The sequence below is a fragment of the Spirosoma liriopis genome (assembly GCF_023196085.1).
GTDB classification, from domain to species: Bacteria; Bacteroidota; Bacteroidia; order Cytophagales; family Spirosomataceae; genus Spirosoma; species Spirosoma oryzicola.
Genome location: NZ_JALPRF010000001.1, coordinates 1,968,827 through 1,987,517 on the forward strand (window position 1 = coordinate 1,968,827; position 18,691 = coordinate 1,987,517).

An 18,691-nucleotide genomic window follows, 5' to 3' on the forward strand; every position below is an offset into this window, starting at 1 on the left:
CCCTGCCTGGAGCGATATTCCAATAAGAGTGGGCTTACTTAACTTCTACTTCAGCACCAGCTTCTTCAAGTTGCTTACGCAGTGATTCTGCTTCGTCTTTAGCAACGCCTTCTTTCACTGGCTTAGGAGCACCGTCAACAAGCTCTTTCGCTTCTTTCAGGCCCAGACCGGTCAGGTCTTTAACCAGTTTCACGACAGCTAATTTAGCAGCACCAGCCGACTTCAGGATTACGTCGAACGAAGTTTTCTCAGCAGCAGCCGGAGCAGCGTCACCGCCACCTGCAGCACCACCAGCTACCATTACGGGAGCGGCAGCAGCCGGCTCGATTCCGTACTCATCTTTTAAGATAGCAGCCAGTTCGTTAACTTCTTTAACCGTCAGGCTTACAAGCTGCTCAGCGAACGCTTTCAAATCTGCCATTGTAGTATTTTCTTAATTTGATTGTTATACGATTTGTTTTAATAACGCAGACTCTTGTCCACGGTTGACATCGGATTTTACGAACGATCTGTTCGCATTACAGCTAAGCTGCCTCCTCGCGCTCCGACAGCGTTTTGAGGATACCGGCCAGTTTGTTGCCACCGCTTTGCAACGCCGAAACAACGTTTTTGGCTGGCGACTGCAACAGACCGATAATTTCACCGATCAGCTCTTGCTTGCTCTTCAGTGCGATGAGCGTGTCAAGTTGGTCAGCACCAATGAACAGGCTGTAATCAATAGAAGCAGCCTTCAATTGTAGCTTATCGTTTGTTCTACGGAACTCTTTGATAAGCTGTGCCGGTGCTTTGCCATTTTCAGGGTGAAACATCACCGCTGACTGACCATGCAGCACCGCTTCGTTGAACGGCGTGAAATCCGTATCTAAGGTTTCGAGCGCTTTTTTGATGAATGAATTTTTCACCACTTTATACTCGATACCCCGTTCAAAACACATCCGGCGTAGGTCGTTGGTTTCAGCAACCGTCATGCCATTGGCTTCCGTGATGTAGAAGAAGGGAATGTTCTGAAACTTGTCAGTCAATTCCTCAATAATTGCTCCTTTTTCCTCGCGTTTCATGGCTTAAACTCCGGCTACAGTCCCTTTATCAATCTTTACACCCGGACTCATCGTACTCGACAAGTTTATCGTTTTCACGTAGGTTCCTTTAGCCGATGAAGGCTTCAGTTTCAACAGGGTACTGATGATTTCCTGCGCATTTTCAGCCAGTTTTTCTGGCGTAAACGATACTTTACCAATGCTTGTGTGAATAGCTCCTTGCTTATCAACTTTGAAGTCGATTTTACCAGCTTTCACTTCGCGAACAGCTTTGCCAACTTCAGGCGTTACCGTACCTGATTTTGGGTTAGGCATCAAACCGCGAGGACCTAACACTTTACCCAGACGACCAACCTTAGCCATTACGTTCGGCATCGTGATAATCACGTCTACGTCCGTCCAGCCTTGCTCAATCTTCTGAATGTAATCGTCCAGTCCCACGAAGTCAGCGCCTGCTTCTTTCGCTTCGTTCTCTTTGTCCGGCGTGCAAAGCACCAGAACGCGAACCGTTTTACCCGTACCATGTGGCAACGTAGCAACGCCACGCACCATTTGGTCAGCTTTACGCGGATCAACGCCTAACCGAACGTCAATATCCACAGAAGCATCAAACTTCGTATATGATATCTCTTTCAGAATCTCCGCTGCTTGTTGCAGTGAGTATTCTTTGGCAATATCATACTTCGATTGCGCTTCCTTTTGTTTTTTCGTTAACTTAGCCATTTCTGTGTTTGCCTAGGCAAGTCTATTAGTTCTCGAATGGCGCTGCGCCAGTCACCGTGATTCCCATGCTGCGGGCTGTTCCAGCCACTTGCTTCATTGCTGACTCTACCGTGAAGGCATTCAAATCGGGCATTTTTGTTTCAGCAATTGTCCGAATTTGATCCCAAGATACAGAGCCAACTTTGTTGCGGTTTGGTTGAGCAGAGCCACCTTTCAGTTTAGCTGCTTCCATCAGCAGGATCGGTGCCGGTGGGGTTTTGATGACGAAGTCAAAGGATTTGTCCTTATAGTACGTAATCAAAACCGGCAATACCATACCCATTTTATCCTGCGTACGGCCGTTGAACTGCTTGCAGAATTCCATGATATTTAAACCCTTGGAACCAAGCGCTGGACCGATCGGAGGTGAGGGGTTGGCTTGCCCGCCTTTGACTTGCAGCTTTACATAGCCACCTACTTCTTTTGCCATCGTATGATAAATTTACAACTTGTCACTTACGGTTCTTAACCAGCTAGTCACATAGCTAATCCGCACCCCTTTCGCAACAAATCAACTGGTTTTGGATGGTCATCCCCTGAGGGAAGCATAGGATGCCGAACCACGGTCAGCTAATGGTTAGATTAGCTTTCCTTCTCTACTTGTGCGTAACTGAGTTCTACCGGAGTACTCCGGCCAAATATTTTTACAACGACGTTCAATTTCTTCCGGTCGTCAAATACTTCTTCTACTGTACCAATGAAACCACCAAATGGTCCATCGACTACCTTTACATTTTCACCTTTGAGGTAAGCTACTGTAGGTGTTATGATTTCCTGAGCTTCTTCCTCAATGCGTCCTAACATACGGTTAACTTCCGACTGACGCAGCGGCACCGGTACTTTGGTGGTTGTGCCAACTTGGGAGTTACCCAGAAATCCTAAGACACCTGGCATGTTTAGGATTAGATCGAGCGCACGGTTGTTACTCAGATCAGCCGAAATCATAATGTATCCAGGATAGAACGACTTCTCGCGAACACGTTTCTTTCCGTTACGCATTTCGTATACCTTTTCAGAGGGTATAAGAACCTGCGGGATAATCTCATCTAGCTTCTGCCGAATGATTTCGTTATCGAGGTACGATTTTATTTTTTTCTCCTGCCCCGATACTGCCCGAATAACGTACCACTGTATGCCGCTCATATTGGTAAAGATTTATGATTGTTGATCTGTTGACGTATGATTTCTGTCAATCATAAATCAGCAATCCCAAATCATACGTTAGAATGACTGATAAAATAAGTTCAGCCCGTTCTCAAATACTAAATCAATTAACCCGACCAATAGCGCAAAAATCAGCGATGCTACTAGTACCAGTGTAGAACTGGATTGTAGATCGCTAAATTTAGGCCAAGTCACGTTATGCTGAACCTCTTCCCAAGAAGCTTTCAGAAACGAAACAAACTTGTCCATTGTATGTAAGGGATTGGCACGGGTGGAGAGATTCGAACTCCCATCAACGGTTTTGGAGACCGCTATTCTACCCTTGAACTACACCCGTAGAGAACCGAATCAATGTGCCTGTGAATTCGGACTGCAAAAGTACTGAATAAAAGTAAAAAAACAAGTGCATCTCTGTAGAAATGCACTTGTTTTTAAGCACTTAGTTAATCGAGGATTTCTGTTACCTGACCAGCGCCCACGGTACGACCACCTTCGCGGATAGCGAAACGGAGACCTTTTTCCATAGCGATTTTGTTGATCAGCGATACTTCAATCGTGATGTTATCACCTGGCATCACCATCTCAACGTTTTCAGGAAGAATGATCTCACCCGTTACGTCAGTGGTGCGGAAATAGAACTGTGGACGGTACTTGTTGAAGAATGGGGTATGACGACCACCTTCTTCTTTCGACAGTACGTAAACCTCAGCTTTGAACTTCAAGTGTGGAGTTACCGAACCGGGTTTGCAAATAACCATACCACGACGGATATCAGTTTTTTCAATACCACGGAGCAGCAGACCTACGTTGTCACCAGCTTCGCCACGGTCCAGAATTTTCCGGAACATTTCAACACCTGTTACAACTGACTTCAGGTTCTCAGCACCCATACCTAGGATTTCGACTGGCTCACCTGAGTTGATAACACCCCGCTCGATACGACCTGTAGCAACTGTACCACGGCCTGTGATCGAGAACACGTCCTCTACTGGCATCAGGAACGGAAGATCCGTCTGACGAGGAGGAAGTGGGATAAAGCTATCAACGTTATCCATTAGGTCTTCAATGGTTTTTACCCATTTCGCATCGCCGTTCAGGCCACCGAGAGCCGAACCTTGAATAACTGGGATATTGTCACCGTCGAAGTTATAGAAGCTCAACAGTTCGCGGATTTCCATTTCTACGAGTTCGAGCAACTCTGGATCATCCACCATGTCCACTTTGTTCATGAACACAACGAGCTGAGGAACACCTACCTGACGAGCAAGCAGGATGTGCTCACGAGTCTGAGGCATTGGGCCGTCCGTTGCCGCTACCACGAGGATAGCACCGTCCATTTGAGCAGCACCCGTTACCATATTTTTCACATAGTCAGCGTGGCCCGGGCAGTCAACGTGCGCATAGTGGCGGTTAGCCGTAGCGTACTCAACGTGCGATGTATTGATGGTGATACCACGCTCTTTTTCTTCCGGAGCGTTGTCAATCGAGGAGAAGTCCCGAATTGCGGCCAGACCCTTTTCGGCCAGCACTTTCGTAATGGCAGCCGTCAGCGTCGTTTTACCGTGGTCAACGTGACCAATCGTACCGATGTTTACGTGCGGTTTCGAGCGGTCAAAATTCTCTTTTGCCATGTTTTTAAAACGCTATTATGAACTGTTGTTTGATATTGGGTGAACTCGCTGAACGTAAAGTAAGCCAGACGATATCGCCCAATGAGGTCTGACACCGTTTTGGCTTGAAACCGCACGGGCGGCCCCGGTAATAAAGACTCCGCAAAAGAGCCTTGAGCCGTTACGGGGACTTGAACCCCGGACCTCTTCCTTACCAAGGAAGTGCTCTACCGCTGAGCTATAACGGCCTGTTAGTCATCGAAAAACAGTAAACAGCTGTCGGCTGTTTTCTGATGATTAACGTGTATGGAGCGGAAGACGGGTCTCGAACCCGCAACCTATAGCTTGGAAGGCTATCGCTCTACCAATTGAGCTACTTCCGCAAAAAAAGTTTTCAGCTTTTGTATTTCATTCGCAATTCCACATACACGCGTAGAACTACAACTGAAAATTGGGCGAACCCATCAAAAACTGAAAACTAAAATGGTGGGGAGTGGAGGATTCGAACCTCCGAAGGCGTACGCCAGCAGATTTACAGTCTGATCCATTTGGCCACTCTGGAAACTCCCCGAAAACAAACTTAAAGAACATTTCCTCGCCCCTTTCGGGTTTGGAGTTGCAAAATTACACAGTTTTCTTTCGTTGTCAACAATTGGTTGAAAAATTATTTCAAGAAAGTATCAAAAAAGCCTTTGATTGCCTTCTTAGGCGCTAATTTCCCTATTCTACTATCGTTTCACACCAATAGAAATTATCCTTTACACCTATTATTCCAACAGTTGAGTTAGTTGTTTACCACTGGAATAATACATTTCGGTGATGCGCCACCGGCCAGCTAACTGTTGCAGATCAATCTTAACTTCTTCTGGCTTTCCGTTATTTTGGTACGTAACAAACACAACCGCCTTTGTTCCCCCCACGGCTGCGGGTTCCACCCATGTTTTTTTGACCGCAGCATCGGGCGCATTGAACAACAAATTGATTTTTGCTCGATTAACCTTACCTGACGCTTTTTGACCATCACTCCAGATCAAGTCAGCGGTTGGTTTGGCAAAGTACTGATCAATTAGTGCCCGGTCTTTCTTTTCCCGGAATGGGTTTTCTTTTACGTTGTGTTCAAAATAAAGGGCTCTTACTAGCCGGTCTGCCGCTGACCGTGGTGCATCTGGTCCCGGACGCTTCGTTAAATCTACAGCGCTATCTGGTTTTTCAGTGGCCAACGAAGTATTTGCTGTGGTGGTTGCTTCTTTCTGTTTAGGCTGGCAGGAAAAACAAACTACTACCGAAGCAACTATTAGCTTGTATGCGTTCATACGATGTATCTGAGTCAAGTTTAGCGTTGAAACTCGCTGGCAAGATAAAAAGTAAATCGGTGATAGGGCAACGAGTTGTTACACTCATTGACTCTACCACCGATTTGTTCAGCAAACTAAATGGTTGATTTTACCAGACTTTAATCCGCTCGTTTTTAGGCTTATACATTTTATCGCCGGGCTGAACATTGAACGCCTGATACCAAGCGTCAATATTGGATACAGGCCCATTGGCGCGGTACATGCCAGGCGCGTGTGGATCAGTCATAATTAACTGGGCCTGCGTTTCTGGTAGCACGTTGATGCGCCATACCTGCGCCCATGACAGAAAGAACCGTTGATCAGGCGTAAAGCCATCAATTTTCGTTTTTGACTTCCCCTGCGCCGTTTTCTTGAAAGCATCGTAGGCAATTGCCAATCCGCCCAGGTCGGCCAGGTTTTCACCAAGCGTTAGTTGTCCGTTTACTTTAATGGAATCAAGCACTTTGAATCCAAAGAACTGCTCTTTTACCTGGTCAGCGCGCTTTTTGAAATTGTCTGCGTCATCTTTAGACCACCAGTCTCGGAGTGTACCATCAGCATCGTACTGACGACCTGAATCATCGAATCCATGCGTCATTTCATGGCCAATCACTGCTCCGATACCACCGTAGTTGATAGCATCATCTGCTTCGAAATCGAAGAATGGGAATTGCAGGATCGCTGCTGGAAAGGCAATCTCATTGTTAACCGGACTATAGTACGCGTTAACCGTCGGTGGTGTCATGCTCCACTCCGTTTTATCAACGGGTTTACCCAAACGATTAATCATGTAATTGTACGACCACTTGCTGGCTGACTTTACATTCGCGTAGAAATCATTCCGGTTGATAGTCACACCTTCGTAGGATTTCCATTTATCTGGGTAAGCGATTTTACGCTTGAACGAGGTTAATTTGTTCAAAGCACGTTTTTTTGTTTCATCGCTCATCCAATCCAGGCTCTTGATGTGCTCTTTGTACGATGCTTCCAGATTATCCACCAGGGTCAGCATCCGCTGCTTGGCTTCGGGCTTGAAGTACGTCTGTACATAAAGTTGACCCAGCAAATCACCCAGGGTACCGTCAACTAAACTGCTGACGCGCTGCCAGCGCGGGGTTTGCTCTTTCTGTCCGCTCAGCACTTTTGTAAAAGCAAAATTCTGTTTTACAAATGCATCGCTCAGATAAGGTGCCGCATTTTTCAGAATGTTCCAGCGCATATAGGTCCGCAGATCTTCTATAGGTGTAGCCGCTATCAAGCTATCAAGAGAGCGGAAGAAAGCTGGACTTTGCACCAAAACCGTATCCTGTCCTTTAGTACCGTATCTGGTGAGTTGATCAGCCCAGTTGATACCAGGTGTCTGCTGGCTAAAGGCACTAACGGTAAACTTATTGTATGTTTTGTACGGATCACGCATTTCAACACGCGGCATCTGGGCTTTTGCCAAGGCTGTTTCCATACGGACAATTACATCGGCATCCTGTGAAGCCTGAGTTGGCTCTTCGCCAATCAGCGCAAACATTTTGATGAGGTTGTCGTGATAAGCGTCACGGATTTTCTGGCTTCGTGGATCGTTTTTCAGATAATAGTCACGATCAGGAAGCGACGTCCCGCCTTGTCCAAACTGAGGTAAGTATTTATTGACGTTTTTCCGGTCAGGGCTTACACCAAAGCCAAAAAGCATACCATTCCCCTGGGTTCGCTGGTAAGCCAGTTCGTCGAAGAAAGCAGCTTTGTTATTAACCTTGTCAATGCGGGCCAAGTCAGACTTAATTGGATCAAACCCTTGCTTTTCGAGGGTTACACTATCCATGCCGCTCATGTAATAGTCGCCTACCATTTGATAGAGACGACCTTTCGTCGTTGTTTTTGCGGCATCTTCGAGCAATGACTTCATTGCATCCAGACTTTTATCCCGCAATTCATTAAAACTTCCCCACGATGTTTTCGACGCTGGAATTTGGTTTGTTTTCAACCAATTGCCATTGGCATACTGGTAAAAATTAGTACCCGGCTTGATGGACAAATCCATATTTTGCGGGTCTATAAATTTGCGGGGTGGAAGAGTTGATCGAACAGCTTTATGATTGTCTGCTTTTGGGGAGGGGATTGGCGTCCGACCACCTGCTGTTACGGAGCCAACAGCAACGGTAAGAGCCGATAACAAAATCAATTGTTTATTCATGTAATCTCATGAGTTGGGTTAATGAAGACTACAAAAATACTCTACAAAAACGATATAATCTCTTTTAAAGAAACCAGGTTTTATTGAGTCATTTTAGTCTTATCAGATTGCCTTTCGCATCACGCCAGTTTGCTTTAAACGAAAAACGATCCGGGTGGCTAGAACGAATAAATCTGTTCCAACCACCCGGATCGTTCAAACTTTCAGACTACTTACCGGCCAGCGATGCCTTAAACTCTTTGGCGTATGTACCTGCCTTATATTGGTCGAAGGGTTCCTTCTGATGATAGTCTCTCCCGAAGTACGTAATTACTTGGTGAAACGTACGTGGTTCCAGATAACCAGCAATGGGCTGAATGAGCTGAAATTTCTCATCCAAAAAAACCGTCGTTGGATAGCTCATCTGGTTTCTCAGCAACGCAGCAGCCAATTCATGCACTCCGCGGCCGCCGGTACTCACGTATTTGAATGTTTCTTTACCCAGCGTTATATCCTGCGTTTGCTCAGCGTTCAACCGAACGGCATAATAATTTTCGTTGACGTAATCGACAATAGCGGGCTTCGAAAACGTCTCGCGATCCATAACCTTGCACCAGCCACACCAGTCGGTATACACATCGACCACAAACTTCTTCGGTTTCTTCTTGGTGAGCGCATAAGCTTCCTGAATAGTCAGCCACTTAATGTGTTTGTTCTCAACTTTAGGGCTGCTCGCCGGCTCAATGGGCAATGTGGTCCGAAAGGCGCAGATCGTGAGTACCACAAAAGCGGCACAGAAGATGAGTAAACGGTTCATAGTCTTGTTGGATCGCTAAAGTATTTGTTTCTAAAATAACGCCACCGTGTCGATAAAATTAGCTGATTTCTATTTTTTAATACGGTTGAGGTTACGCCGGATTTATGGCTCTTAGAATGTCTCGTTTACGCGGTGGACCCGGATGCTTTTCAACGAGTAAACCAGCTGAGCGCATGTTTCGCTGAACGTAACTCTTCGAACAATAAGTCGTCAGTAATCCTCCGGGGAGCAATAAGCTTGCCATTTGCCGAAAGATCTCCGGCTCCCATAACTCAGGCTGAGCCGTCGGGGCGAATGCGTCGTAATAAATTAAATGAAAGCGTTCGTCCGTCTGTAAAGTCTGTAGGCTACCTTCTAGTTTCGTTAGGGTAAAAAACGGATTGATGGGAACCGGGACATTCCAGGGTGACTTGTGCAGATCAGTCAAGTAAGACGTACCCAGAAGCTGGTCGTAATTCAGCTGGTGAGCCTCCTCTACCGCCAACGGATACGCTTCAATAGCCGTGTAATGAACTGGGCGCTTGTACGCTTCTGCTTCCCGTGCTGTCAACAAGGCATTCAATCCCGTTCCAAACCCCATTTCAAAGATGCGCAACGGTTCGTCGGTAAACGTTGCAAGAGCCTCTAACAAGCCTAGTTCGATGTAAACCCGCTGCGATTCCTGGTAAGCTCCGTGAATCGAATGGTATGTTTTATCAAGTACATTGTTTACGGCGGTGTGCGAACCATCAGCCGTGAGTATTAACCGAACATCTGCTTTCATACGCTATTGATTTTTGGGCTATTTTTGCAGTCCCAAAACATATATTTCACTAATGATTCAACGCGTTCAAACGATATTTTTGTTTCTTATTGCCGTTGCTATGGTTGTTGCCCTAGCCAATCCACTGTGGGAAAAATCAGGATCGAAGTCACCCGAGATGGCGCACCTGACCGCCTTGCAGTACAGTGAACAGACAGGAATCACTACTTCCGTGACCCCGATCTGGTACCTGGGCCTTTTACTGGGACTAGTCGCTTTGTCGTCAGTCTATGCCCTTTTTCAGTATCGTAACCGCCTTACCCAAACCGCTCTTTGCGCCGTAAATGCACTGATGCTCACGGCTATCATGGGCATTGTCCTGTACCGGACGCTCTATACCGGCAAAGAGTACGGTAACCCAGCGGACCAAGGCGATTTTCTTCCCGGCTTTTATGCGATCATTGCTGCTCTGGTGTTTAACGCCTTGGCAAACCGGTTTATTCGTCGGGACGAAAAACTGGTTCGTGGTTCAGACAGACTGCGGTAGACAATAACATACACGAATCAAATAGGTCGCCCTTTCAATATCAGTTGAAAGGGCGACCTATTTCTTTGCCATACGCTGACTTATCAGGAAATGTCTTTATCGATTGATTCTTCAACGGCCTTGCTTTTCATCCAGTCGTGCAAAAACAAATAGATGATTACTGACGACACGGTACCGACTATCGAACCAACATACACATCTTCCACAAAATGCTGAAACAGATATACGCGTGAATACCCAGTCAGGATACACAATAGAAAGAAAAAATAACCGCGATTTTTGCGGGCGTCAAGGAAAGCGAGTAAGCCAAACACCGCAAAAGCCGAAGTCGTATGCCCCGACGGAAAACTGTTGTAACTGTAAATATCCAATCCTTTGATGAGGTGATATTCATACGTTGAATGCTCGAAGAACTTCAACGGTCGGGGCGAATTAGGAAACACGACTGTCTTCAGGAACAAGGAAGTCAGCGAAGAAAGCGCAAAACTAGCAAAAGCGACAAAGCCGACCCGTCTGTTGTAAATGAGCAGAATAACGCAAACAATCACAAAAAAAGCCCCATCTCCCATGTACGTTAAATAAGGAAACAGCTCATCAGCCAGCAGGCTATTGCGTTTGTTGACCCACTGCATCAGTTGCTCCTGCGTGTAGAGCAATTGTAATGCGCCCACAACGACCAGGAATACCGCGTAAGGCAAAAAGAAATAACGATTTTTTCGCAGGAAATTAGCTAGCATTATCGAAAATCCGGGATTAGTTGGCAGACGTCGCTTTCTCGACGGTAATGCCCACACTTAAAATATTCAGCAGAGGGTCCTGCCGCATGTACTGCTTAATCTGCATGGTGTATTTTCCCGGCTTGGGAAAGCGGTAGTCGCGCTTCATCAAAAATTTGTGATCGAACAGATCACCTAGTCCATCCCCATTCGGCTTCCCCGTTTTCGGGTCCATCAGAATCAGCTCGTCCAGCCGCGATTCGATTTCCTTACCACTGGCATCCCGCAGATAGCGAGTTAAATAAAGATTGTAATAGCCGTAAGATAAGCTGTTACGCAGGTTGTAGTAAATGTTGTAAGGTATTGAAGCATCCGTTATTTCAAACGTAAAAGTGGGTGCGTTTTTGATGTACCACTTCCCATCGTCGATATCTGTGTATTCTTTGTAGACTGCATTCGTGTCACAACCGCATACGAACAACACGGTGACTATCAATAAACTTAATCGTTTCATACCTCCTCTTAATAGTTTGCAAAACTACAACGACCCAACTGGCTTTTCAAATCAGAAGAAACTACAGAAATAGTTTGCAAACGACGGTAATAGTTCTAGATTTGCTTTATGGAAAAATTAACGGCTAAAGAGGAAGAAGTGATGCAAGTGCTGTGGAAGATGCAACAGGGCTACGTAAAGGATATGGTGCCTCAGTTTACCGATCCTCCATTGCATTACAACACAGTGTCAACCATTGTTCGTAATCTGGAAGAAAAAGGGTACGTTGGGCACCGCGCTTACGGGAACACGCATGAGTATTATCCCATCGTCAGTAAGGAAACCTATCAGAACCGATTTGTGCTCAAGAAAGTGGTTGGCGATTACTTCGACAATTCTTACAAGAAACTGGTGAGCTATTTTGCGCAAAACGAAAAAATTTCGGCGGACGAGTTGCGGGAGATTCTGGCAATGATCGAGAAAAAGAAATAGCCGTATGGAAACCCTGCGTTATGTACTGCTGGCTAATGGGCTATTGTGCCTTGTAAGCATCGCTTTTTATGTACTGCTCCGACGCGAAACCTTTTTCGAAGCAAACCGAATAGCGCTCTGGCTTGGACTACTATCTGCCCTGATCTTACCGTTGGTGCAGCTACCCGACTGGCGACCGCAGCCGGTTCGGAAAGTAATGCAGAAAACAGCGCAGGTTATTATTCCTACGGTATTACCCGACCGCCCCCCGACGCAGCCAGAAGTGACCATCACGTTTCCCAATGGCCACACGTACAGGGCTCTCACGACACAAGACACAAGCTTTACGTGGTCGTGGCAAGTGGGTTTAGTTGCTATCTACTTATTCGGTACGCTGTGCTTATTTGTTCGTTTTGGTTTTCGGCTCCGCTCGCTGGTCCAATTGATTCGTCAGGCTAAACACGAGATTTACGAAGACTTTACGCTCGTTCGTAGCGAACAAACTACCTCGCCCTTTTCTTTTTTCAATTGGGTTGTACTTAATCCAGACCAACATGCTCCTGACGAGCTGGAGCAGATTTTACGCCATGAACGTGTTCACGTCCGCTCCTGGCACAGTGTGGACATGCTATGTACAGAACTGGTTTGTGTTGTGTTCTGGTTTAATCCAGCAGCTTATTTATTCAGGTATTTGCTTCAGCAAACCCTTGAGTACAGCGCCGACCGGATAGTACTGGCCGAAGGTATTGATTCAAGAACGTATCAATACAATCTGGTTAAAGTGAGCTTATTGACGCAACAGCCGGTTTTTACTAATCAGTTTAGCGGCCCCACACTCCACCAGCGCATTGCTATGATCAACAAACAGCGTTCGAATGTACTGGATTATGGACGGTATGTTTTTTGGTTTATGCTCATGGGAGTAATGATGATGGCCTGCCAACACATCCAGTCAGAAGAAGACAAACCGGCTACCAAAACAACGTTTCCCTTTCCTATTACCAACGCGACACGAGCCTTAGCCGCTCAACTTGACCAACCAAACATGCCTTGGTTCCGCCAGGCGACTCTGGAGATTAACAACCCGCCTATCGTCGATATCTTAAACGGCAAAAAAGTTATCCGGTATTCAGGCATAAGCTATCCCAGAATTTTATGCCTACGCAACAATCATCTGGCGTTTAAATTGCAACCGGGGGAACAGGTTAAGCTGTTCATCAATGGACAGGCAAAACCTGATCAGGCTTTGTCGAGTCTTACTTTCGAAGAGATAGGGGATCTGTTTCTTTACCAAAAATGGGAGGACGCGAAAGAAGCCGATCAGTTTCCTGAGACGTACCGGTTATTTATCAGTACAACGCACAAAACACCGGAGACTGACCAGGCAAAATATCTTCTGAGAAGTAAATGGAAACAGTATATGCAAGCAATGGCGGTATCTGACTACCCACTCGGCACATCACATTTCTTTTCCATGAATCAGGTGCTGGAAGCAACCTTTTTCAGCAACAAACAAGCCTTCGTAAAGCGTACGAAAGACGATCACCTGATGCTGTACGACGACTATGCAACCGATATTGACATCTACATCAATGGGATTCCCGCCCGTCCTAAAAATCTTGAAGGCGTTCATGTACGCGAAGTAGACAAGCTGTATACGGGCGAACGGTCATTTGAAAAATGGACTACCGATAATCCTGAGCGGAAGCCCCGCTTTGTGCTCTATCTTCAGACAGCGCCCAAGCGAGCCAAACGTGATAGCAGCTATTACGTATTCAGCCCATTTTACTCGGGCGATTTTTAACGCTTTCGACCAAATAAGATAACAAGCAAAAAATAACCCCGGCCATGTGATGACCGGGGTTATTCTTATTGTGCTTTACCGTTTGAGAGCGGTTTAGTTACCTTATCCCCTGCTCCTTTCGGCTTTTTCTTTTTCTTCTTGCTCGTCCGCGTTGCGTATTTAGCATCTAGCTTTTGAAGATCGCTGTTAAGGGCAGCAGCGGTAGCAGGCTCCTTCTCACCAATGGGCGTTAACACATCGAACGATTCCGGAATAATTCCCCGCTTATTTAGTTCAGCTATCTCCAGAACACGCTCAATAGCCAACGGATACCAGGTGCTTTCCGTGCCGTAGCCAAACCACATTAGTTTGCGGAAGATATCTGTCTTTTGCAGATAAGCGCGTCCTTTTTGGGTTTCAAGCGGTTTATCAATCGTCGGAATGTCGCGCAACGCGTCTATGTACGTGTCTAGCTCGTAGTTTAAACAGCACTTCAAACGTCCACATTGCCCCGAAAGCTTTGCCGGATTTAATGACAAATTTTGGTACCGCGCAGCAGATGTGGCAATGTTTTTAAAATCAGTAAGCCAGGTTGAACAGCAAAGTTCGCGTCCACACGATCCGATTCCGCCTAACCGACCCGCTTCCTGCCGCAAACTAATCTGACGCATTTCGATGCGAGCCTTAAATTCGCTGGCCAGCATCTTGATGAGTTCCCGAAAGTCGACCCGCTCTTCGGACGAATAATAGAACGTTGCTTTTGTATTATCGGACTGAAATTCGACGTCCGACAATTTCATGTTCAGCTTCAGTTCGCGAATAATTTCTCTGGATCGGTACAAAGCAGGAAGATCCCTTAAGATTGCCTGTTCGTGCCGTTCCATATCTTTAGGCGTCGTCAGTCGATGAATAACTTTCGTATCATCGTTTATCTTGACACCTTTCTTTTTCACCTGTAGCCGTACCAGTTCGCCTTGCAGCGAAACAGCGCCAATGTGAAAACCCGATTGCATTTCAACGACTACATAGTCGCCCGTCGTTAGATCAAGTTGGTGAACATTGCGGTAGTACTCTTTTCGCCCACCCTTGAACTTCACCTCAACCACGTCATATTTTAAGCCCGGCATCGCGATATCGCTTAGCCAGTCAAACGAATTTAGCTTATTACATCCTCCGGTGCCGCACCCTCCGCTACCGCATCCGCCAGTGGCCGTTTTCTGCGGTTCCCCGCCGGGCCCATCGGATGCTCCTCGCTGCGTGCCACAACCGCCAGTTGTGCAGGATTTACAACCCATATTGATCTATAAATTACGGCGTACAATTCCCGAATAACCCGTACCAAGATCGCACATTGTATTCCGTAAATTGCAAACCAGTTAATCAGCGTACCGAATCAAATCAAGACCAATGTCTTTTCGGTACTGCTTTCCTTCAAACTGAACCATTCGAGCCGCTTCCTGCGATTTTCGAACGGCATTCTCAAGCGAATTAGCCTGAGCCGTTATGGCCAGTACTCGTCCGCCATTAGTTAGTACCTGGTCACCGTTAGCCAGCGTCCCAGCATGAAAAGCCGTTACATCTTCCAAACGTTCCAGATCCAAAATGATTTTACCTTTCTCGTAAGCATCCGGATAACCACCCGATACCACAACGGTTGTTACAGCCGTCTGGGGCGAAACCTGCATGGTGATTTTATCCAACGTACCCTCAGCCGCTGCCGCCATCAGTTCAACGAAGTCCGTTTGAAGCCTCGGCAGGACAACTTCGGTTTCGGGATCACCCATGCGGGCGTTGTATTCGATAACGTAAGGTTCGCCATTTACTTTCATCAAACCGATGAAAATAAATCCTTTATACTGAATACCTTCTTTCAGTAAACCAGCCAGCGTTGGTTTCACCACTTTTTCTTCTACTTTCCGCAGGAACGTATCCGTAGCAAATACCACTGGCGAAACTGCGCCCATACCGCCGGTATTTAGGCCGGTGTCGCCTTCGCCAATCCGCTTGTAGTCTTTGGCTTCAGGCAGAATTTTATAATTGACGCCATCGCTCAATACGAAGACAGACAATTCGATACCGCGCAAAAATTGCTCCACGACTACTTTACTGCCCGCATCGCCAAACTTATTGCCATCGAGCATATCGTTAAATGCCTTTTTAGCATCAGCTACCGTCTCGGCGATGATCACGCCTTTACCAGCCGCTAACCCATCGGCTTTTAACACAATTGGCAGCGAATGCTTCTCCAGGTAAGCTAATCCTTCGTTAAGCGTTGCCGCAGTGAACGTCTGCGACGAAGCCGTTGGAATGCCGTAGCGAGTCATAAACTGCTTCGAGAAATCTTTGCTTCCTTCCAACTGAGCTCCCTGTGCATCAGGGCCGACGATTCGCAGGTCAGCCAGATCGGGTTGCTGTCGAATGTAATCGACGACACCGTTTACCAGCGGTTCTTCAGGGCCAACAATTAGCAGGCTGATGTCATTAGACCGTACAGCGTCGGCAACTGCCGAAAAATCATTATAACTAATTGGTAAATTGGTAGCTACCTGCGCCGTTCCAGCGTTACCCGGAGCAACAAAGAGCTTATCACACGACGGGCTTTGCGACAATTTCCACGCAAACGCATGTTCGCGACCACCCGAACCTAGTATTAGTATATTCATCAAGTTTTCAACTACCAGTTCTCAGCTTTCTATGCGTTAAAGCGGTACAACTTGCTTTTCACGTTAAAATCTGAAAACTGATAACCGTTTTAATTGGCTACTTCAGACAGGAATTTAATACGCATCAACCGTAAATCCTGTTCCGTAAAATCATCTCCTCCAAATTCACGCATGGCAACGGCAATGTTGTCGCTCTCGGCCTGCATGAAGTACTCGTAGATTTCGTCCTGCCGGTCCTCGTCCATGACCTGATTGATGTAATAATCGAGGTTAAGTCTAGTTCCAGAGTAACAAATGTGCTCGATTTCTTCCATCAAATCCTCCATCGAAAGCGATTTCGACTCGGCGATTTCTTCCAGATCGACTTTGCGGTCAATTTGCTGGATTATATAAATCTTAACCTTCGACTTGTTGACCGTCGATTTGATAACGACATCCTTCGCTGTCTCAATATCGTTGTCTTCGACGTACTTGGTTATCAAGTCGATGAATGGACGACCGAATTTCTGCACCTTCCCCATACCGACGCCGTTGATTTGCGCCATCTCTTCGCGAGTGGTTGGGTAGGTCGTAGCCATTTCTTCCATTGACGGGTCCTGGAAGATGACATACGGTGGCAGATTTTTCTCTTTGGCGATCTTTTTCCGGAGCGCTTTCAGCAAGCCTAGCAACTCCTCATCGTAAGCGGCCCCACCTGACGAAGGTGCCGAATCCTTATCGTCATCTTCTTTCTGCTCAACAACTTGATCATAGTCATGATCTTTCGAGAGCGAGATGGGATACGGATCTTCGATGTAGTTCAGCCCCCTCTGCGTTAACTTGAGAATACCGTAATTATCGACATCTTTTTCGATGTAGCCGTAAATGGTAATCTGCTTTAGCAGCGAGCACCAGAATAAAGGGCTTTCGTTGAACTCCCGACCTTTGCCGTAAACTTCCAGACGGTTATGCTCGTAGCTGGTTACGTACTGGTTATTCGTTGCCGTCAGTACGTCACTCAGGTGAGCCACGTCAAATCGCTGATCGGTTTGAAGAACGGCCTGTAAAGCCAGTACAACCTCATTCTGCACCTTGAATTTTTCGGCCGGCTTTATGCAGTTGTCGCAAAACCCACAGTCTTTTTCTAGATACTCACCGAAATAGCCTAACAGTTGACGACGACGGCATACACCCAGATTGGCGTACGAAACCATTTCGGTCAGCAAATGTTTGGCGTTATCGCGCTCGGTAACAGGTTTATCTTTGTTGAATTTCTCCAGCTTGACGATGTCGTCGTAGCTGTAGAACATAACGCAGTTGCCTTCCAGTCCATCGCGACCAGCCCGGCCCGTCTCCTGGTAATACCCTTCGAGCGATTTTGGCGCATCGTAGTGAATGACAAAGCGAACATCAGGTTTATCGATTCCCATCCCGAACGCGATGGTCGCGCAGATAACATCAACGTCTTCATTCAGGAAAGCGTCCTGATTAGCCATTCGGGTTTGCGGATCAAGCCCGGCATGATACGGCAACGCCTTGACGTCGTTGACGCTTAACAACTCAGCAATTTCTTCAACCGTTTTACGACTTAGGCAATAGACGATTCCCGATTTGCCTTTGTTTTGTTTAACGTATTTGATAAGCTGTTTTTTAGCGTCGATCTTCGGCTTGATCTCGTAGTAAAGGTTTTTTCGATTGAAGGACGTTTTGTAAAGGTTGGCATCCTCCATTTGCAGGTTTTTCTGTATATCCTGCTGTACTTTAGGCGTAGCGGTAGCGGTAAGCGCAATGACAGGTAAGTTACCGATGTTGTCGACGATGCCGCGTATTTTTCGGTACTCTGGCCGAAAATCATGACCCCATTCAGAAATACAGTGTGCTTCGTCAATGGCAACGAATGAAATATTGGCTTTCTTCAAAAAATCCAAGTTTTCTTCCTTTGTCAACGATTCCGGCGCAATGTATAGTAGTTTAAGCGAACCATTAAGCGTATCTCTCTTTACTTTGTTCATTTCAGCCTTGGAAAGCGTCGAGTTTAGAAACTGCGCGTTCACGCCAAAGGCATTTAATTGATCAACCTGATTCTTCATCAGGGCAATCAACGGCGAAATGACAACGGCTGTGCCTTCACTGACAATAGCCGGTAATTGATAGCACAGCGATTTTCCTGCACCCGTAGGCATGATAACGAACGTATTACGGCCCGCCAAAATGCTGTGAATAATGGCTTCCTGATCGCCCCGGAACTGACTATACCCAAAAATCTCTTTTAGCCGCTCTTTGATGGTCACATGGACCGTCTGATCAACCTGCATCATTCTACAAATCGTACAAAAGTTACCTTTACTCTATTCGCTTACCGTATCTTTGCTACTAAAGTAAGCGAATATACACAGCAAACTGTTCTTC

Annotated in this window: 19 protein-coding genes and 4 tRNA genes; 3 read left to right on the top strand and 20 right to left on the bottom strand. The window is 46.4% G+C overall.

The window, feature by feature from the left end; translation table 11 throughout:
* Window positions 1-34: 34 nt before the first annotated feature.
* From rplL to mnmC2, 15 genes are all read right to left on the bottom strand, one after another.
* Entirely contained in the window at window positions 35-421 is a 387-nt protein-coding gene (rplL, locus tag M0L20_RS08205; RefSeq protein WP_232560324.1) for a 50S ribosomal protein L7/L12, read from the bottom strand.
* Between the two features lie 103 nt (window positions 422-524).
* Complete coding sequence (gene rplJ, locus M0L20_RS08210; protein ID WP_232560325.1) at window positions 525-1,058, bottom strand: 50S ribosomal protein L10; 534 nt, start codon at window positions 1,056-1,058, stop codon at window positions 525-527.
* A gap of 3 nt (window positions 1,059-1,061) precedes the next feature.
* On the bottom strand, window positions 1,062-1,760 hold the full coding sequence (gene rplA / locus M0L20_RS08215; RefSeq protein WP_232560326.1) for a 50S ribosomal protein L1: 699 nt from the start codon (window positions 1,758-1,760) through the stop codon (window positions 1,062-1,064).
* A gap of 25 nt (window positions 1,761-1,785) precedes the next feature.
* Complete coding sequence (gene rplK / locus M0L20_RS08220; protein WP_232560327.1) at window positions 1,786-2,229, bottom strand: 50S ribosomal protein L11; 444 nt, start codon at window positions 2,227-2,229, stop codon at window positions 1,786-1,788.
* Between the two features lie 152 nt (window positions 2,230-2,381).
* The gene (nusG, locus tag M0L20_RS08225) at window positions 2,382-2,942 is read right to left on the bottom strand and encodes a transcription termination/antitermination protein NusG (protein WP_232560328.1); all 561 of its coding nucleotides are present in this window, start codon (window positions 2,940-2,942) and stop codon (window positions 2,382-2,384) included.
* A 78-nt stretch (window positions 2,943-3,020) separates the two neighbouring features.
* Complete coding sequence (secE, locus tag M0L20_RS08230; RefSeq protein ID WP_232560329.1) at window positions 3,021-3,212, bottom strand: preprotein translocase subunit SecE; 192 nt, start codon at window positions 3,210-3,212, stop codon at window positions 3,021-3,023.
* Window positions 3,213-3,226: 14 nt separating this feature from the next.
* Window positions 3,227-3,300 (bottom strand) — tRNA-Trp (locus tag M0L20_RS08235).
* 106 nt (window positions 3,301-3,406) lie between these two features.
* Complete coding sequence (gene tuf, locus M0L20_RS08240; protein ID WP_232560330.1) at window positions 3,407-4,594, bottom strand: elongation factor Tu; 1,188 nt, start codon at window positions 4,592-4,594, stop codon at window positions 3,407-3,409.
* A gap of 155 nt (window positions 4,595-4,749) precedes the next feature.
* Window positions 4,750-4,821: transfer RNA gene (locus M0L20_RS08245), tRNA-Thr, on the bottom strand.
* A 59-nt stretch (window positions 4,822-4,880) separates the two neighbouring features.
* Window positions 4,881-4,956, bottom strand: a tRNA-Gly gene (locus tag M0L20_RS08250).
* 101 nt (window positions 4,957-5,057) lie between these two features.
* Window positions 5,058-5,143 (bottom strand) — tRNA-Tyr (locus M0L20_RS08255).
* Window positions 5,144-5,340: 197 nt separating this feature from the next.
* A complete protein-coding gene (locus M0L20_RS08260; protein WP_248476438.1) occupies window positions 5,341-5,886 on the bottom strand; it encodes a hypothetical protein in 546 nt (181 codons plus the stop codon).
* Between the two features lie 130 nt (window positions 5,887-6,016).
* Window positions 6,017-8,092, bottom strand: a complete 2,076-nt coding sequence (locus tag M0L20_RS08265; RefSeq protein WP_248476439.1) for a M13 family metallopeptidase — start codon at window positions 8,090-8,092, stop codon at window positions 6,017-6,019.
* A 208-nt stretch (window positions 8,093-8,300) separates the two neighbouring features.
* Window positions 8,301-8,888 (bottom strand): thioredoxin family protein, encoded by a 588-nt coding sequence (locus tag M0L20_RS08270; RefSeq protein ID WP_232560333.1) that lies wholly within the window; start codon window positions 8,886-8,888, stop codon window positions 8,301-8,303.
* 91 nt (window positions 8,889-8,979) lie between these two features.
* The gene (gene mnmC2, locus M0L20_RS08275) at window positions 8,980-9,651 is read right to left on the bottom strand and encodes a tRNA (5-methylaminomethyl-2-thiouridine)(34)-methyltransferase MnmC2 (protein ID WP_248476441.1); all 672 of its coding nucleotides are present in this window, start codon (window positions 9,649-9,651) and stop codon (window positions 8,980-8,982) included.
* Window positions 9,652-9,703: 52 nt separating this feature from the next.
* Between mnmC2 and M0L20_RS08280 the strand changes: the two genes are divergently transcribed.
* Complete coding sequence (locus M0L20_RS08280; RefSeq protein ID WP_232560335.1) at window positions 9,704-10,177, top strand: DUF4293 domain-containing protein; 474 nt, start codon at window positions 9,704-9,706, stop codon at window positions 10,175-10,177.
* 83 nt (window positions 10,178-10,260) lie between these two features.
* Here M0L20_RS08280 and M0L20_RS08285 read toward each other — a convergent pair whose 3' ends face one another.
* Together M0L20_RS08285 and M0L20_RS08290 are read right to left on the bottom strand one after the other, a co-directional pair.
* Window positions 10,261-10,914 (bottom strand): phosphatase PAP2 family protein, encoded by a 654-nt coding sequence (locus tag M0L20_RS08285; protein WP_248476443.1) that lies wholly within the window; start codon window positions 10,912-10,914, stop codon window positions 10,261-10,263.
* A 16-nt stretch (window positions 10,915-10,930) separates the two neighbouring features.
* Entirely contained in the window at window positions 10,931-11,407 is a 477-nt protein-coding gene (locus tag M0L20_RS08290) for a gliding motility lipoprotein GldH (protein WP_232560337.1), read from the bottom strand.
* A 108-nt stretch (window positions 11,408-11,515) separates the two neighbouring features.
* Between M0L20_RS08290 and M0L20_RS08295 the strand changes: the two genes are divergently transcribed.
* Both M0L20_RS08295 and M0L20_RS08300 read left to right on the top strand, forming a co-directional pair.
* The gene (locus tag M0L20_RS08295) at window positions 11,516-11,878 is read left to right on the top strand and encodes a BlaI/MecI/CopY family transcriptional regulator (protein ID WP_232560338.1); all 363 of its coding nucleotides are present in this window, start codon (window positions 11,516-11,518) and stop codon (window positions 11,876-11,878) included.
* A gap of 4 nt (window positions 11,879-11,882) precedes the next feature.
* Window positions 11,883-13,661, top strand: a complete 1,779-nt coding sequence (locus M0L20_RS08300) for a M56 family metallopeptidase (RefSeq protein WP_248476444.1) — start codon at window positions 11,883-11,885, stop codon at window positions 13,659-13,661.
* 65 nt (window positions 13,662-13,726) lie between these two features.
* Here M0L20_RS08300 and M0L20_RS08305 read toward each other — a convergent pair whose 3' ends face one another.
* The 3 genes from M0L20_RS08305 to recQ form a co-directional block, all read right to left on the bottom strand.
* A complete protein-coding gene (locus M0L20_RS08305) occupies window positions 13,727-14,935 on the bottom strand; it encodes a PSP1 domain-containing protein (protein ID WP_232560340.1) in 1,209 nt (402 codons plus the stop codon).
* 81 nt (window positions 14,936-15,016) lie between these two features.
* Window positions 15,017-16,303, bottom strand: coding sequence for a phosphoribosylamine--glycine ligase (purD, locus tag M0L20_RS08310; protein ID WP_248476446.1), 1,287 nt, complete (start codon window positions 16,301-16,303; stop codon window positions 15,017-15,019).
* Between the two features lie 89 nt (window positions 16,304-16,392).
* Window positions 16,393-18,600, bottom strand: coding sequence for a DNA helicase RecQ (gene recQ, locus M0L20_RS08315; RefSeq protein WP_248476448.1), 2,208 nt, complete (start codon window positions 18,598-18,600; stop codon window positions 16,393-16,395).
* Between the last annotated feature and the right edge of the window lie 91 nt (window positions 18,601-18,691).